Annotated in this window: 12 protein-coding genes; 4 read left to right on the top strand and 8 right to left on the bottom strand. The window is 38.0% G+C overall.

What is annotated here, in order from left to right; translation table 11 throughout:
* Positions 1–146 precede the first annotated feature (146 nt).
* From IC621_RS22080 to IC621_RS22050, 7 genes are all read right to left on the bottom strand, one after another.
* Positions 147–1,562, bottom strand: coding sequence for a response regulator (locus IC621_RS22080; RefSeq protein ID WP_191161510.1), 1,416 nt, complete (start codon positions 1,560–1,562; stop codon positions 147–149).
* On the bottom strand, positions 1,559–2,986 hold the full coding sequence (locus IC621_RS22075; RefSeq protein WP_191161508.1) for a sensor histidine kinase: 1,428 nt from the start codon (positions 2,984–2,986) through the stop codon (positions 1,559–1,561). Before IC621_RS22075 ends, IC621_RS22080 begins: the two co-directional genes overlap by 4 nt.
* Complete coding sequence (locus tag IC621_RS22070; protein WP_191161505.1) at positions 2,983–3,978, bottom strand: sugar-binding protein; 996 nt, start codon at positions 3,976–3,978, stop codon at positions 2,983–2,985. The genes IC621_RS22075 and IC621_RS22070 overlap by 4 nt, the downstream gene beginning before the upstream one ends.
* A 398-nt stretch (positions 3,979–4,376) precedes the next feature.
* Positions 4,377–5,300: an HPr(Ser) kinase/phosphatase gene (gene hprK, locus IC621_RS22065; protein WP_191161503.1), complete on the bottom strand. Its 924-nt coding sequence runs from the start codon at positions 5,298–5,300 to the stop codon at positions 4,377–4,379.
* A 1,065-nt stretch (positions 5,301–6,365) separates the two neighbouring features.
* A complete protein-coding gene (locus IC621_RS22060; protein ID WP_191161501.1) occupies positions 6,366–7,601 on the bottom strand; it encodes a PucR family transcriptional regulator in 1,236 nt (411 codons plus the stop codon).
* A 336-nt stretch (positions 7,602–7,937) separates the two neighbouring features.
* Positions 7,938–9,485 carry an L-glutamate gamma-semialdehyde dehydrogenase gene (gene pruA, locus IC621_RS22055; RefSeq protein ID WP_191161499.1) on the bottom strand — a complete coding sequence of 516 codons (1,548 nt, stop codon included), beginning with the start codon at positions 9,483–9,485 and terminating at the stop codon, positions 7,938–7,940.
* A gap of 85 nt (positions 9,486–9,570) precedes the next feature.
* Positions 9,571–10,488, bottom strand: a complete 918-nt coding sequence (locus IC621_RS22050) for a proline dehydrogenase family protein (protein WP_191161498.1) — start codon at positions 10,486–10,488, stop codon at positions 9,571–9,573.
* Positions 10,489–10,905: 417 nt separating this feature from the next.
* Between IC621_RS22050 and IC621_RS22045 the strand changes: the two genes are divergently transcribed.
* On the top strand, positions 10,906–11,379 hold the full coding sequence (locus IC621_RS22045) for a Rok-like winged helix domain-containing protein (RefSeq protein ID WP_191161496.1): 474 nt from the start codon (positions 10,906–10,908) through the stop codon (positions 11,377–11,379).
* Positions 11,380–11,765: 386 nt separating this feature from the next.
* On the opposite strand, the gene IC621_RS22040 is transcribed toward IC621_RS22045, so the two are convergent.
* Positions 11,766–12,812, bottom strand: a complete 1,047-nt coding sequence (locus IC621_RS22040; RefSeq protein ID WP_191161494.1) for an aldose epimerase family protein — start codon at positions 12,810–12,812, stop codon at positions 11,766–11,768.
* A gap of 159 nt (positions 12,813–12,971) precedes the next feature.
* On the opposite strand from IC621_RS22040, the gene IC621_RS22035 reads away from it, so the two are divergent.
* From IC621_RS22035 to IC621_RS22025, 3 genes are all read left to right on the top strand, one after another.
* Positions 12,972–13,577 carry a YesL family protein gene (locus IC621_RS22035; RefSeq protein WP_191161492.1) on the top strand — a complete coding sequence of 202 codons (606 nt, stop codon included), beginning with the start codon at positions 12,972–12,974 and terminating at the stop codon, positions 13,575–13,577.
* Positions 13,578–13,774: 197 nt separating this feature from the next.
* Positions 13,775–14,038: a hypothetical protein gene (locus IC621_RS22030; protein ID WP_191161490.1), complete on the top strand. Its 264-nt coding sequence runs from the start codon at positions 13,775–13,777 to the stop codon at positions 14,036–14,038.
* Positions 14,039–14,478: 440 nt separating this feature from the next.
* Entirely contained in the window at positions 14,479–16,047 is a 1,569-nt protein-coding gene (locus IC621_RS22025; protein WP_396653102.1) for a catalase, read from the top strand.
* The last annotated feature ends 271 nt before the right edge of the window (positions 16,048–16,318 follow it).

Raw genomic sequence — 16,318 nt, 5'->3', positions numbered from 1 at the left:
TCTGTAAGATGAAGAAGGAGAGAGTTTGAGCAGGTACCAATCTAGCTATCTTATTGTCAGAATTCTGTGTGTTTCACAAACAATGGTGGAGAGACATTATTAAATAACTTAATATAATTCCGCCCAATTTTGCAAAAAAATTTCTATTACAAAAACCGCTTTGGTGCACATCCCACCACTTTTTTAAACACTCTGCTAAAATAATTAGGATCCTTGTAGCCGACTAAATACGTAATTTCTTTCAAGCTGTACTCTCTTGTCTGCAAAAGTTCCTTTGCCTTGTTCATCCTTATTTCTGTTAAATAATCAATAAAGGTCTGACCCGTTTCTTCTTTAAACAGCTTAGTAAAATAGGTAGGACTTAACTCCACTAACGCGGCCACCTCTTCAAGTGATATTGAGCCTTGGTAATGCTGATTAATATATTCTTTTGCGCGATGGACATGATGCTCACTTTCGCGGAATTCCATAACAGCCACCGTACAAACCCGAAGAAATTCCACCCACTCCGCTTTTCCTTTAATAGACGTTAGAGGCTTGAAATCTATCATTACCCCAATTTCCTCCAGCTTGCGTTTGATCAAAAATCCACTGTCCATAACAGAGGAAGAATCAGGGTCAACTTCTGCAAAATAGGCTTCAGCCTCAAAAACTACTTTTTCACTATCTCCCCTTAATAATGATTCACGTAAAAGATGTTCCAATGAGGGTTTTCCTTTTGTTTCTGTCACAGGAAATCCATATTCAATTTTTCCTTCCTGATTTTTCAATTGATTATATGCTTTGAATGCCTGCTGGTACGATTTTTTAAGCTCTCTAACTTGACTTACTGGAAAACCTATTCCAATCCGCACTTCTTCCTTCCAATGGATACAGAGCTTCCGCGCTAAATTTAAGATTTCAGCTTTTAAATCGGGCCCATTCCATTTTAAAATAAATAAAACTGTGATCTCTCCCCTTATTTTTTCAATTAAAAAATCCCACTCTGTAAACATTTGAAGTGTGGCGATTACCTCCTTCAGTTCAAATACACCGTCCATCACAATAAATAAACCTTCCTCCATGTTCGGAAAAAGCCTGTCCTTCAGATAATCCAACTCTTCTCCTTCATGACTATTGATCGCTTTCATGAAAAAATGCTGTTTCAGCAGGTTAGAACTTTCCGATTGAACATCCTTTTCCGCATGTTCTTGCTCAATTTCTTTTTGAACACGCAATAAGGCCTCAATCGTCTCCTGTTTCCGACTCGGCTTTAGGATATACTCCTTTACCCCTTCTTTCATCGCTTCCTTTGCATAATCGAATGATTCATAGGCGGAAACCATTATAAATTTTATTTCAGGGTAATCTTTACGGATCAATCGAATGGCCTCTAACCCATCGATCCCAGGCATTTTTATATCCATTATCATCACATCAGGCTGAAGAGAAGCGGCCAGCTCAATCGCAATACGGCCGTTCGCTGCTTCCCCGGCCACCTGTATGTTTGAAAAGGTTTCTTCGATAAATTTTTTCATAGCTTTTCTCTCTAGGATTTCATCATCCACGATGACGACCATCATTTGGCGTTTCCCCCTTTTGGCAGCCTAAGAGTAATCGTTGTCCCCTCTCCCAGCTTTGACAGAATATGAACCACATCCTCATTTTTATAAAATAACTGCAGCCTTCTGATTACATTTTTCAACCCGATCCCAGTCGAATGTCCGACATGGTTCTCCTCATCCCCTTGCATTAACAGCAAATTCTGTATCTTTTGTTTCCCCATGCCCACACCATTGTCGGATACCTCAACACTTACATGATCTCCATGATCTGAAACGCGAAGAGTAATAACACCTCCCTCTTCATAGCTTTCGACACCATGAATAAAAGAATTTTCAATAAGCGGCTGTAAAGTCAAGCTCGGCACCTTAAGATCCAACCCCTCTTCATCAATGGTAGTGACAAATTGAATCCGATCAGCAAACCTGGTTTTTTGAATATAAAAGTACTCTCTCACCACGTTTACTTCTTCCCTCAGCGTCACAGATTTTTTCAAATCTCCCAAGCTGTATCTGAGTAATGTCGAAACCGACTCTATCAACCGTGATGATACTTTCGCATCCTCCAAATAAGCCATTCTTGAAATTGTGTTTAATGTATTAAACAAAAAGTGCGGATTGATTTGATTTTGCAAATGCTTAAGCTCCAATTCGTTTAACAATTGATCAAGCTCAGACTTTTCCTTGATTTCCACAATTAACTCGCGAATATTCTGCCTCATGTGATTGAAAGTATCACTCAGCAATTTCATTTCATCGTTAGATTCCACCACAACCTCTTGCCCATCAAGCTTACCAACAGAAATTTCACGGGCAGCCTGTGATAGCCTGTGAATCGGACGGGTAATGCCTTTTGAAAACCAAAGGGCTAAAAAAACCGCCAAAAGTACAGTTGAAATAAACAAAAATAGAGTGAACCATTTAAACGCTTCATTCCGCTTCTTCATTTCTTCATAAGATACTTGATATTCAGAAAGCTCCAAATCAATTAGCTGGATCGTTGATTCCTGAATATATGAAGACGTGTTCCGTGTTTCCCTCAAGTGAAACGTATACTGATTCAAGTCGTCCCTAATCATAAAACCCATCGTTAATTCACTCTCAGTAATAAGCGTACTCATTAGATTTTGATATTTTTTTAATTGAATTTCATCTATTTCATCGAGCTTTTCACCCAAGCTTTCCTTATTTTGCAGAAATTCGAGCTTTAATGTCTGAAATTCTTTTAAAAATGACTGATCTTTTTCTACAACATAGGCATTGACTACATCATACACTGATGCAGCTTGCTGAGATATTTCATTTAACAAAAGGAATCGCTCAAAACTTCTGTTGTATTCATTCAGCATCCGGCTTGAGCTAAAGTAAATTGAAACAGATACTATATTAAAAAGAACTACAAATACGAAGAAATAGAGTAAAAGCTTATTTCGAATTGTTTTCATCGAAGCTGCCCCGTTCTGCCAGGATTCTCAAGAGGCAGATCCTTTTTACGTACTATCGTAGTTTCTGTATGCTGGACCTTGTCCATATTCTTCCCTTGTTTAAGGTTTACAAGTGTTTCTACTGCTTCAAATCCCATTAAATAAGGATGCTGCACAACCGTAGCATCAATCGTCCCCTCTTGAATCAATTCAATCGTTTCAGGCAAAGTATCAAAGGCCATTAGATAAGTTTCATCCACTTTATTCAACCGTTTCATAACTTGTGCAATTCCCGCACCATCAAGCGCACTAGTCCCGTAAAAAGCATTGATCTCCGGAAACTCCTTCACCATTTCATATGCTGCTTCGACCGCGCCCAGTTTCGTAATATGGGATTCCCTAGTCTCTATGAGGTGAATACGCTCCTCATTTTTCACTGCATCCTTAAACCCCTCTACCCGCAGCTTTTGATGAGATGCATCAAGCCGGCCAGTGATGACTCCAACATACTGCTCCCCTTTTGTATCAATCAAGAATGCCTCCCCAGCAAGAAATCCTGCATAATAATTATCTGTCCCAATATACACACGACGCCTGCTAAGCGGGGCATCCGTATCGACCGTAACAACCGGTATCTCTTTTTCAATGGCCTTATTAATTAAAGGGGTAAACTCCAGCTCACTTATGCCCTGAGTCATTATCCCATCTACCATGCTTGCTATTGCAAGGTCAAATGTCTTGATATGCTCATCCATATCCGCCTGAAAAGGGCCGAGATATTCCAAATAGATATTATATTTTTCAGCCGCATCTCTCGCTCCGCTCTCAACCAACCTCCAATACTCGTTATCTACCTCTTCAGGGATAAGAACAAAGTGATAACGATAGTCTATTTGTGCTGCTTCGTGCTTAGCTTGGATGTGAAAGGTCTCTTTCCCGAAAAAAAGCATTACACATACACTGCATCCTAATAGAATAAAAAATAGAATTTTAATTAGAATCTTCCACTTCATATGATAACACCTCTATTGAAAGCGTTTTAATAATTATCATATAAAAGAATAAAGAAAATGAGTAGATGGAATATGAAGGCGGTATCATTTGTTGGCCAAAACGAAAGCCGGAATATTTAATTGACCTTTACAGTTCATGTTTAACAGAAGAGCAAACTGAATAATAAAAATGCTTGATTATCAAATCCAATACACTTTTTCCTTTACTTATCATTGTTGTTTGCGATACGGAGTCATGAAAATTTTTTTAAATGAGGACGCACAAAAGGTATTGTTTATCTAGTGATAGATGCAGAAATTCACAACGATAAAATTTAAAATACATATTCCAACTCTATAAAAAACTTTCAATCATTTATTTTTGACTTTTACAGCTTTTGAACTAACACAATGGATCATTACCAGCTAGAATCAGATTCTAGCCGTTTCATGAACTCTTCTGCGGCACTGTATCCTTGCTGCTTCAGAAGCCAGTTATTTGCGGCAGCTTCAATTAACCCCGCCACATCACGACCAGGCTGGAGCTGAATCTCAATATGAGGAATTTGAACGTCCATATATTCTGTAAATGTAGGTTCGTGCTCCAATTCATTATTAAGAGAATTTTTCTGCCATTTTGTCAGTTCAATATCAAGAGCAATCCTCGTTTCATCTTGAAAAGCTTTTCTTCCATATAAGCGGACCACATTCAACAGCCCGACACTTCGCAGGGCGAGAAATTCCTTCGTTTTCCCATCATGAGTACCAAGAATGGTCCGTGGGCTGAGCTTTTTCAACACAACGATATCATCAGCAACCAGCCTGTGGCCTCTGCCAATCAATGTGTGTGCCGTTTCGCTTTTGCCGACACCTGATTTTCCTCGAAGTAAAATGCCCATTCCATACACATTGACACACACTCCGTGTATAGCGATTTCTGGAGCTAGTGTCTTTATCATATAAGCATCAAGTTTCGTAATAAATTCAGAAGTCGTTTGAGGTTCGTTTGTACATAACAACGGGATTCCCTCTTCTACACAATATTGAGTCAAATACGTCAGCCCTTCCTGCCCGGCAGTAACAATAAAGCAAGGCGGGTGGTATTTGACGATATTACCTATTCGAATCTGACGCTCCTCTATGCTTAACTTATGCAAATAAGTAATTTCTTTTCTTCCAAGTATTTGAACACGTTCAGTTGGAAAAAAATCAAAGTGACCAACGAATTCCAAACCCGGACGATGAGACCGTGATTGCGTAATCGTTTGTTGTAGTTGATTTTCTCCAGTCAATACTTTCAATGAAAACTTTCGAACTAAATTTTCAATCGTTAATAATTTCACGTCTATGACACTCTCCGTCCTTAATACCTTTCTGATTCTTGATTATACTTGAAAAAAGAGAAATCTCAACTCAGGTACCTTTCTCTTTCACAATCAATCGTCCGAAAAAATCTGATAATATGATCGTACTTTATAATCATTGTTATTTCTAGTAAATATCTATTCTATGAAAAAAATATAAACTTATACGTTGATTTATCATGTAGGGATTATCTTTTACAGTTGATCTTTTATGTTGTCACGTATTATCTCTGCTGGGCCCTTAAGAAAAGCGCAAGCGCCTTGTTCAGCCCCGACAAGCATAAGACGCAAATGAAATGAAGGTGTTCTTTACCTTCAATTCATTTGTGGCTTATGACCTCGAGGGGCTAGGCGCTGGAGCTAGACACGAAAACTTGGTACAAAAACTTATACTTTCTTATCTTTGAACGAAAAGCGCAAGGCGCTAATCCTTCGGCGACAAGCATAAGACGAGCCGGCATGAAGGTTGTTCTTTAACCTTCTTGACGGATTGGCTTATGACCTAAGGGCCGATGGCGCCTGGAGCTAGACAACGACAACACTCTTTAACACGTTAATACTTTAATTAAATTAAATTTTCTGATCTTATAAGAAAAACGCTATGCGTCTTTCTGAAGGTGGGAGGTCGGAGGTGGGAATTAATGAAAACAGCGAAAGAGCTGATTTTTTTTCTATACTCTTTAACTTTTTAGGGTGCTCGCTTCATTTTGACTATATTTCAAACGATTTCTTTTTGTTCATTCCATAACAAATAGCTTTTTGCTCTTGATCACCCACCGATCGTTTACTTATCTTCGATTTTTCCCCTTATATCTTCGAAATCTGAAATTTATCTACGAAATCGGCAGACTTATCTTCGAAAATCTCAAAATATCGATTATTCGACATAAATCATCAAAACTAAGTAGTGTACAAATTACATATATTGTTATTAAACCGCCAATAATGAAATAACATATACATTCTGATATTATGACAAAAAGACCTTCCATTGAAAGGTCTTTCATTTTGGAAAAAATTCGCATTATTACGCAGACGCTTCGTTTATTTCCGGCATTTATTTAACATTACATCAACAAAAAGCTGACATCTTTGATTAAAGTCCGAGAATTCAATCGATGTAAGTTCAAGAATCTGCTTGATTCGATAGTTTAAGGTGTTTGGGTGAATAAACATTTGCTCTGAAGTTGGCTTAAGTTTACAGTTGTTTAATAAATAGACTTCCAGGGTTTTTACTAAATCTGTTTGACTTTCCTTGTCTTTTTCTTTTAAGATTTCTAAGTTTTTATTTACATAATTCGTTTGAATATTTTGATCATTAATGGCTCCAAGATAGCGGAAGATGCCGAGTCTGGCATATTCGTACGGAACGTTTTCCTGTGTGCCAAGCATTTCTGCAATAGTTACCACTTCAAGCGCTTCTTTATAGCTATTGTATAGCGATAATAAATGGTTATACTCGCTTCCAATTCCAATATAAATATTGGAATATCTATCAGAATCAAAATGTGTTAATAAATTTTGGACGATTTGCATGGCTGCAGAGGCTGTTGAGTACTTAGTTGAATAGCAGCCAACAATTATGACGATATTTGACTGGTCAATCACTACATGACTCACATTATCTTTTAAGTTTAGATAGGATCTGATTGTTTCCTTTAGTTCCTCGACAAGCTCTTCTTCAGCATGAATGGCATTTAATACCATCACACTGTAAATAGAGGGCAGGACAACATCGAGCTGGGCAGCTTCCCACTTTAGCTCCTTTTCACTCTTAAAGCCGTTATGAATCGCTTTTCTAAATAAATGCTCGACTTCTTCCTCTTTTTTTTGTTTCGATTTATTATTTTTATTAATGATTTTTCCGACATGGAAGGAGGCTTGATAAAGGAAATCAAGCTCTTCTTCCGTCAGCCTTTCTTCAATTTCCTGGATCCAAATATAACCCATAATTGTATCCTTATATTTTGCGCTCACAACAACACGCTGATTTAAGCCTATTTCCTTCATTTCCTTTATTCGAAAAGGGGTGGGTATAGTTTTAAGCTGATCAATGATTCCTGTTTCAACAAATTTTTCAAAAATGTTTAAAGGACATTTCTTTGAAAATATCGTCTGTTGATTAGCTGAATCAAAATGGTTAATATAATAGGAATTGTAAGCTAATAAAAAGAAATGGTCACTTTCAAGAATGATTGGCTTTTTTAGCTCGGTACTAATATAATCAATGATTTGATTGATATCGGATAATGAAAAGACTCGTTCTAATAGCTCATTCATTGTATTACCCCTACATGTTTTTACCCCTATCATACTGTGCCGTCAGCTAATTGTATAGTTTCTTTGTTAGATATTCTTCTTAGAGAATTGTCTTAATAATAATTTTAAGAACGAAAAGCGCAAGGCGCCCTTATATCAGCGACAAGCATTAGACGAGACGGCAGAAAGGTTGTTCTCTAACCTTTTTGACTAATTGGCTTATGACGTAAGGGCCGATGGCGCCTGGAGCTGGACAGTGATAACTTACTTTAATGCATTAATACTTTAATCTACTTAAACTTTATGAAACTATAAAAAAATAGAAAGCAGATAAAACCCCTGCTTTCTATCAATTAATTAATACATCTCACTAATCGTTTTAGCTTGCATATGGAGTGTTAAATAGTCAGGACCGCCGGCTTTTGAATCCGTGCCAGACATTTTAAATCCGCCGAATGGGTGATAGCCGACAATGGCTCCTGTGCAGTTTCGATTAAAATATAGGTTTCCTACATGGAATTCGTGCTTAGCACGCTCAATGTATTCTCGATTTCTCGTAATCACTGCACCTGTTAATCCATATTCTGTATTGTTTGCAATTTTAAGAGCCTCATCGAAGTTCGCTGCTTTTGAAAAAGCTACGACTGGGCCAAAGATTTCTTCTTGCATGATGCGGGCGTTTGGATCTAGATCGGCAAAAATGGTTGGTTCAATAAAGTAGCCTTTTGAATCGTCGCCTTTTCCGCCGCTTACAAGCCGGCCTTCTTCTTTGCCGATTTCAATATAACTCATTATTTTATCAAATGAACCTTTGTCGATAACAGGCCCCATATAAGTTTCAGCTTTTTCCGGATTGCCTACAACTTGATCTTCCGTAATTTCAATCACACGCTGAAGTACTTGATCATATACATCTTCATGGACGACAGCACGAGAACCTGCAGAGCACTTTTGTCCGGCAAAACCGAAAGCAGATGTGAAAATCGATTGTGCGGCAAGCTCAATATCACAATCTTTATCCACGACAACTGTGTCTTTTCCGCCCATTTCCGCAATAACACGTTTTAAATGCTGTTGACCTGGCTGAACCTTCGCCGCCCGCTCAAAAATACGTGTTCCAATTTCACGTGATCCTGTAAAGGTGATGATGCTCGTTTTCGGATGGTCTACTAAATAGTCGCCGACCTCAGAGCCGTTTCCAGGTACAAAGTTTACTACACCTTTAGGTAAACCAGCTTCTTCTAAAACTTCAACAAATCGCGCAGCAATAACAGGTGTTGCACTTGCCGGCTTCAATATGACTGTATTCCCTGTGACAATCGGTGCAACAGTAATGCCGGCCATAATGGCAAATAAGAAATTCCAAGGCGGGATCGAAACTGTTACACCGGTTGGTGTATAAATATATTTATTGACTTCTCCCTCGCGGCTGTTAACTGGCTTCCCTTGTGCTAGTTCAATCATTTGTCTGGCATAATACTCCATAAAGTCAATAGCTTCAGCTGTGTCGGCATCAGCTTCTTTCCATGGCTTACCAGCCTCTTTCACTAAAAGGGCCGTAAATTCGTGTTTTTGGCGGCGGACAATTGCAGCTGCTCGAAATAGGATATTCGCTCTTTCTTCCGGGTTTGAATATCTCCACTCTTCGAATGCTTCTGCAGCAGCTTGAATAGCCATTTCCGCATGTTCTTGTGTTGCTTTTGAAACAGTCCCAACGATTTCTTCCTTATTAGCCGGGTTAATTGAAGTAATTTTTTCTACCGTCGAGATTCTTTCACCATTTATAACAAGCGGGTAATCCCGTCCCATCGTTTCGTTCACTTTGGCAAGCGCCTCTTTGAAGGCAGTTTTGTTTACCTCATTAGTAAAATCAGTAAATGGCTCGTGTTTATAAGGTGTTGTCACTGTGATCGACTCCTTTTTGTTATGTTTTGGTCTTATTTATAAAAACATCAGCCAGACGCTGATTGCTTCTAGTGTTCGAATATCTTTATTTTTTTGTCATCCCTTTAAAGGCAAAAACGATGTTGGATGGCCGCTCCGCAAGCCGTCTCATAAAGTAGCCGTACCAGTCATTCCCATACGGAACATAGACGCGCATTTTATAGCCTTCCTCTACTAATTCTTTTTGAGTTTTTGACCTCATCCCGTAAAGCATTTGAAACTCAAATTGGTTTGGACTAATGTCATGCTCTTTTACTATTTTTTTTGTATAGTCAATGATGGCATCATCATGTGTTGCCACCGCCGTGTAATTTCCATTTAATAGATGGACTTTGATTATTTTCTTATAATTTTCATCCACATCCGCTTTATTAGGAAATGCCACTTTAGGAGATTCATTATAAGCACCTTTTACAAGACGTAAAAAAGGGCTGTATTGATTCAGGTCCTCAATATCCTGTTCTGTTCGATATAAATAAGCTTGTAAAACTGTACTAATATTGTTGTATTTCTGTTTAAAATCTTTAAATATATCAAGCGTTTTTTGACAACGCTGTTCGTCTTCCATATCGATTGTCACCATAATACCTTGTTCTTCGGCGGCTTCTAAAATTCGCGTCATATTTTCATAGACAAGCTCATGGTTAATATCTAAGCCCAATGAGGTCATTTTTAACGAAACTTGTGAATCCAAGCCTTCAGAAGCAATCATTTTAATCGTTTCAATACATTCTTCCGTTCTTTCTTTCGCTACCGAAGCGTTCGTGACGAATTCTCCTAAATGATCAACCGTAACGGCTAAGCCCTGATCATTTAGATCCTTAATAAACTTAATGGAGCTTTGAAAATCAGACCCGCCGATAATTTTCCCGGCCGCAATTCCCTCGCCCCAATTTTGTGCGGCACGATTTAATAGTGTACTTTTAGAAAGAAACAAAAAGAAATTCTTCGTAACCGCTTCCATGCAAATATACCCCCTTAGTTAAAAAAGCATATATTATAAACTCTTCTTACCATTTGGATAATATTATCTTAATCATAATTTTACATTTGACCACTCATCATCACAATGTTTGAAAAATACAAGAATTTTGTTAAACAATTGTGGTAAAAACACAAATAGGTCATAATACTTCTTCAAAAAACCGGAAGAATGTTTATAATATAAACTAGTTATTACTCTTACAATACCCTCTTCTTAAAATCACTAATCATAGGTCAATCGTTTATTCTACTTGAGAATTAATTTCCTTAAAGTGGGTTTAATAGAGAGAAAGTCTATAAAATATTTACATTTTAGACCTTTTTTCTACATTGCGAGAAACATGAAAGCTTAGTTACTTTTCAGGTAAATTAAAGAATAATATATTGGAGGGATAATATGTTTGACGAAAGAGCCGCTTTGAAGATGAGATTGGAGCAAATTCAAGACCTAGAGCTTCGGATTATTCAAGAATTTCAGAAAGAAAGAGATCTCATTTTTCATAGAATTAGAGAATTGGATGATGAAGTGCCAGCAGTTTCGGTAACTGCCAAGCCCCAAACCGCAATGACGGAAGTCAAGAAGGACTTAGAAAAATCTGAAGGCATTGCAAGTAAAACAAACAATTTGCCTCTGGTTCAATCCAGTAAACGAAATCATACCGACTTAACAAAAGAGGCTATTAAAGTATTAAAAAACCATTCAGCTTCTATTAGCGGAAAAGAACTAGTGACAACCGTGGAAAAAAACACAGGGAGAAACATATCAAATGTTACGCAATTCATGAACCGAATTATGAGCCTTGATTCAAATGTGAAAAAGCCATATAGGGGTCAATATATATATGAAGAGCTGGGCTCATCGGCAGATTAATACATGAATTTCCCCCACTAATGGATTAGCCTGGAGCCCACAGGATGTGAGTCTCACACGAGGACATCAGATCGTGGTGCTCTTCTTTGTGTGGGGACCTTTTTCTGGACACCTGCCTGTCGGAAATAACCTTCCACCTTCCTTCTGATTTCATCTAAAGCTATGGACTCGGGATTTTATTACACAATAAGTGTGGGATATAGTTAAGAGCCTAAGAGCCTACGGGTGAAAGCACTCCTCTCAAAAGACCTTCCTGGTTGTCTTGTGATCCGTTATGTCAGTGGTTAGGCGAGGGAGCTGGACAACGGTAGTTCATTCATTCTGCTAAAACTTAAAAAAGGAGATACTCTATTAAAGGGGATCTCCTTTTGATGCTTTTTCTGAGATTATAATGTACCAAACTGATAGGTTGTAACAGAGGAATATTGCTCATCCTTATCCAAAATAATGGAAGGAAAATGAGGATGATGGATCGCATCGGGTAGTCCTTGGGTTTCCAAGCAAAGCCCCAAGTGTGGATTGGATAAAACCCCTCTAATTTTAAAATGCCCATCAAGCTGATTTCCAGTGTATAAGACGACACCTGGTTCATCTGTTTCAATCGTTAATGAACGGCCGCTCTCCTCATCCCAAAGCACGATTTCTTTATCATGATTGGTATTTAAAAGAAATGGATGATCATATCCATTACCTGCCAGCAAGATTTGTGGATGATCACTTTCGATTCCATCCCTTACTATTCGGGCATGCTGAAAATTAAATGGGGTCCCTTCTACTGATTTTATCTCTCCGGTAGGTAAAAGCTGCTCATTCAGCTCCAAAATACTGTCGCTTTTGATTTTCAAGGAGTGATCTGTAATCTTCCTTCGTAAATTGCCTGATAAATTGAAGTACGTATGATTGGTCAAGTTCAATAAGGTTTTCTGATCAGATTTTCCTTTATAAGAAATAACCAATTCATTGGTGTTAGTCAAGGTATAAGTGACACTTATTTGGACATTGCCAGGATATCCTTCTTCTCCATCAGGACTCAAGTATGTAAATTGCACACTGCCTTCGTTCTCTTTCTCTAAAACCTTTGCTTCCCATATAACATTATTAAATCCTTTAAAACCTCCATGTAAATGGTTACCGTTTTCATTTTTGGGTAAAACATAATTTCTGCCTTCTATTATAAAGCTGCCTCCTTTGATTCTTCCAGCTACTCTCCCAACTACTGCTCCAAAGTAAGGAGAATGATTCCTGTACTCTTCTAGAGAGTCAAAGCCCAGAACGACGTTTTCAAGTCGGCCCTCAGAATCAGGTGCGAGAATTTTCGTAATAATGCAGCCATAATTCAAACAAGTTATTTCCATCCCATGATCATTTTTCATTGTAAATGCATAAACGGATTGTTGATCTGTTTCCCCGAATATTTCTTTAGTAATATCCATTTCCATCCTCCAAATGAATTGCTTTTAATATACTAGTCTTCTTTTTTCATTATAAACTGCTGTCGCTTCAAGTAAAGGCTTTCATGCAATCTATCATTTTTAGATAAGATATGGTATTTTTTATTTAAGAATATTCAGAAAAGGAAGAGAGGCTATATGATGGCAACTGATAGTAAATTTTACAACAGACTTGATTTCATGACTAATTTCTTTATCCTAAACGTCATTTGGCTTATTATGTGCATTCCTGTTATTACGATCTTCCCTGCAACTGCAGCCATGTTTAGTGTTATTAGACGATGGGTTCTTCATAAAGATGGCGGCGCCGTTCGCCCCTTCTTTCACTATTTTAAAGAAAACTTAAAACCAGGGCTTCTCTTTGGGTTGATATGGGGGTCACTTTTCGCTTTATTTTATGCCGACTATATGCTTATCGTTCAGATGGAGTCATTGCAAATCATTCTGCTTCCACTTCTTTTATTAATCGTTTCGCTTTTTCTCTTTACAACCATGTTTTTATTTCCAGTCATGACTCATTATCAAACGAGCTGGAAGGGGATTATTAGAAACTCATTTTTACTTTCAATCGCTTATTTTCCAACTACTTTACTAGCGATTTTAATTCTTGGGCTTGCCCTTAGTCTTCTTTATCTATGGCCTGTTACGTTCTTGTTCATCTTCAGCGTATGTGCATACTGCATTTTCCGGCTTTGTTATCGAGTTTTTTTAAAGGTAGAAGAGAAAAAGGAGAAGGAGGCTGCCTAAACATTCACTTTTTTAAAAAAAGGGGATATATAAAAATCGATGATTGTAATGGATCTAGACTTCTCTTTCTCACCTAACCAATTATAATTGAAACTTTACTGTTCTCAATACGTAAATGGTACAAAAGGGAGGGGATTTCCATTAGAAAGTTCATCAGTTTTATTGTCACATTAATTGTATTATTTGGTATTAACTATTTGATAACAACTGTGTTTGATGTTGGATTTATTGATTTTTCATTTGCTGTTGGATTATTCGGTGTAGTCGTTATTCACTTTTTCAATTCAGAAGGTGGTTTTTCTAGTAAGCATTTAGATATGAAGGTGCAAGGGGAAACAGGTATTAGATTGCAGCATCATGAAGGGAAAAAATTCTCCCCATCGATTGCTTTTTATACAGCTATTTTATATACAATTGCAGCAATCATAGCTCTTTTTATCACTTATAAAGAATATTTTTAAATTCAACTCAAGAGAAAATTAAAAAGGCTTCCCTGATAGGTGAAGCCTTTCTTTAGTTTGATCCTTTTGTACTGTAATCAGATCAATTGCACAGTTAATGGGTACGAGAAATTGCTCGCTTATCTCATTAATTGCACCGTCAGTGAATTATTTAATACTTTAATGAAATTAAACTGCTTTCTGAACCAATAATAAATAAATACATAGGGCAACTCCCTAAAGAGTTTAAATAAATTAAATCCATCAATTGTCACGAAATAAATAACTTAAAGCTTTTTATCCTTTTTAATGAAAATATGTAAGAATAAATGTTATCCCTTTTTGAAAGTATAATCAATAATTACCAATTTTCCCAAGGGGGATAAATAATGGATAATGAGAAAAAATCAATGGAAAATGGAATTTCAGCTGCAGGTTCAGGGGATTCCTTAGATAAACGAATGGCGGCAGGTGAAGATGAGTCCACACTTACAACGCGTCAAGGACATCCTGTAAAGTACAACCAAAACATTCGCACAGTAGGAAATCGGGGACCAGCTACACTCGAAAACTACCATTTCATTGAAAAAATTTCACACTTTGACAGAGAACGAGTTCCTGAGCGTGTCGTGCATGCACGGGGGGCAGGGGCTCATGGATATTTTGAGACATATGGAAAAGTCGGTGATAATCCGGTTTCCAAATATACACGTGCAAAGGTATTTAACGGTGCAGGTAAAAAAACACCTGTATTTGTTCGCTTTTCATCTGTTATTCACGGCGGACATTCTCCCGAAACATTGCGCGATCCAAGAGGCTTTGCTGTCAAGTTTTATACAGAGGAGGGCAACTGGGATCTGGTTGGCAACAATCTTAAAATCTTTTTCATTCGCGATGCTATTAAGTTTCCAGACATGATTCATGCATTCAAACCTGATCCTGTTACAAATATTCAGGATAATGAGCGATTTTTTGACTTCTGCAGTAATTCACCTGAAACGACCCATATGGTTACTTTTGTATACTCACCATGGGGAATACCGGCAAACTACCGCCAGATGCAAGGATCGGGTGTCAATACATATAAGTGGGTTAACAATGAGGGAAAGGCTGTCCTTGTCAAATACCACTGGGAGCCGAAGCAAGGAATCAAAAACCTAACTCAAGCTGAAGCAGAAGAAATTCAAGGCAAAAATTTTAATCATGCAACACAAGATTTATATGAAGCAATTGAGCGTGGGGAATATCCAGAGTGGGAGCTTTTCGTTCAAATTTTGAGCGATGATGATCATCCTGAACTTGATTTCGATCCTTTGGATGACACAAAAATTTGGCCTAAGGAACAGATTCCGTGGTTGCCTGTGGGCCGAATGGTTTTGAATAAAAACCCGGAAAATTACTTTGCCGAGGTTGAACAAGCTGCCTTTGGCACGGGAGTTCTCGTAGACGGATTGGATTTCTCAGATGACAAAATGCTTCAGGGTCGAACACTCTCCTATTCGGATACCCAGCGTTACCGCATCGGGGCAAACTACCTGCAGCTGCCGATTAATGCACCTAAAAAACATGTTGCAACCAATCAACGGGATGGCCAAATGGCCTATTATGTTGATCAAGCTCCAGGACAGAACCCGCATGTAAACTATGAACCCTCATCATTAAACGGGTTAAAGGAGGCACCAAAATCAGGAGAAGAGTATACGCCTCATATTGAAGGCCAACTTGTTCGGGAAAGTATCGACCGAACAAATGATTTTAAGCAGGCTGGCGAAACGTACCGGGCTTTTGATGACTTTGAGCGGGAGGAGTTAATTCGTAACCTTGTCGATGGCTTATCTTCCTGTAATTCCGTTATTCAAGAAAAAATGATTGAGCATTTTACGAAAGCTGACCCGGACTACGGCCGCCGTGTCGCCGAAGGTTTGAAGCAACATGGCAGCAGCCATCATCATGGGCCGCTTGGCGCAGCGCACACTGATGAAGCCGTTAAAGATGCAGAACATAAAGGTCATAGTACTGACACTTATTAAAATTTCCAAAATTAATGTGGAAGAAAGATTAGAACTTATTTTCTTTCCAACTTACCAACTTACTTACAACTCAATATTGTTGGAGCGTTTTGAAATTGGCCATCTACAATATGCCTTCTCAGTTGTCTGTACCTTAGGGTTAAAATCGTAAAGAACTTATACTGTTCTGTAATCGTAAGTAACGATTTTTTATCCCGGGTATATATTAGGTTCACTCCTGAAAGTTAAATAACTACCTTTTACCACCGTTTCATTTGGAACGGTGGTATTT

This window comes from Metabacillus arenae, from assembly GCF_014773385.1.
GTDB classification, from domain to species: Bacteria; Bacillota; Bacilli; order Bacillales; family Bacillaceae; genus Metabacillus_D; species Metabacillus_D arenae.
Note: the sequence above shows the minus strand (reverse complement) of the source record. Positions and strands in the feature narration are given on the sequence as shown.

What these genes read in the sequence shown, in the direction of transcription:
- IC621_RS22035 (WP_191161492.1), top strand. Translation starts at nt 12,972, where the DNA reads ATGGCAACTGATAGTAAATTTTACAACAGACTTGATTTCATGACTAAT.
- IC621_RS22075 (WP_191161508.1), bottom strand. Translation starts at nt 2,986, where the DNA reads ATGAAAACAATTCGAAATAAGCTTTTACTCTATTTCTTCGTATTTGTA.
- IC621_RS22040 (WP_191161494.1), bottom strand. Translation starts at nt 12,812, where the DNA reads ATGGATATTACTAAAGAAATATTCGGGGAAACAGATCAACAATCCGTT.
- IC621_RS22025 (WP_396653102.1), top strand. Translation starts at nt 14,479, where the DNA reads ATGGCGGCAGGTGAAGATGAGTCCACACTTACAACGCGTCAAGGACAT.
- IC621_RS22060 (WP_191161501.1), bottom strand. Translation starts at nt 7,601, where the DNA reads ATGAATGAGCTATTAGAACGAGTCTTTTCATTATCCGATATCAATCAA.
- IC621_RS22050 (WP_191161498.1), bottom strand. Translation starts at nt 10,488, where the DNA reads ATGGAAGCGGTTACGAAGAATTTCTTTTTGTTTCTTTCTAAAAGTACA.
- IC621_RS22045 (WP_191161496.1), top strand. Translation starts at nt 10,906, where the DNA reads ATGTTTGACGAAAGAGCCGCTTTGAAGATGAGATTGGAGCAAATTCAA.
- IC621_RS22070 (WP_191161505.1), bottom strand. Translation starts at nt 3,978, where the DNA reads ATGAAGTGGAAGATTCTAATTAAAATTCTATTTTTTATTCTATTAGGA.
- IC621_RS22080 (WP_191161510.1), bottom strand. Translation starts at nt 1,562, where the DNA reads ATGATGGTCGTCATCGTGGATGATGAAATCCTAGAGAGAAAAGCTATG.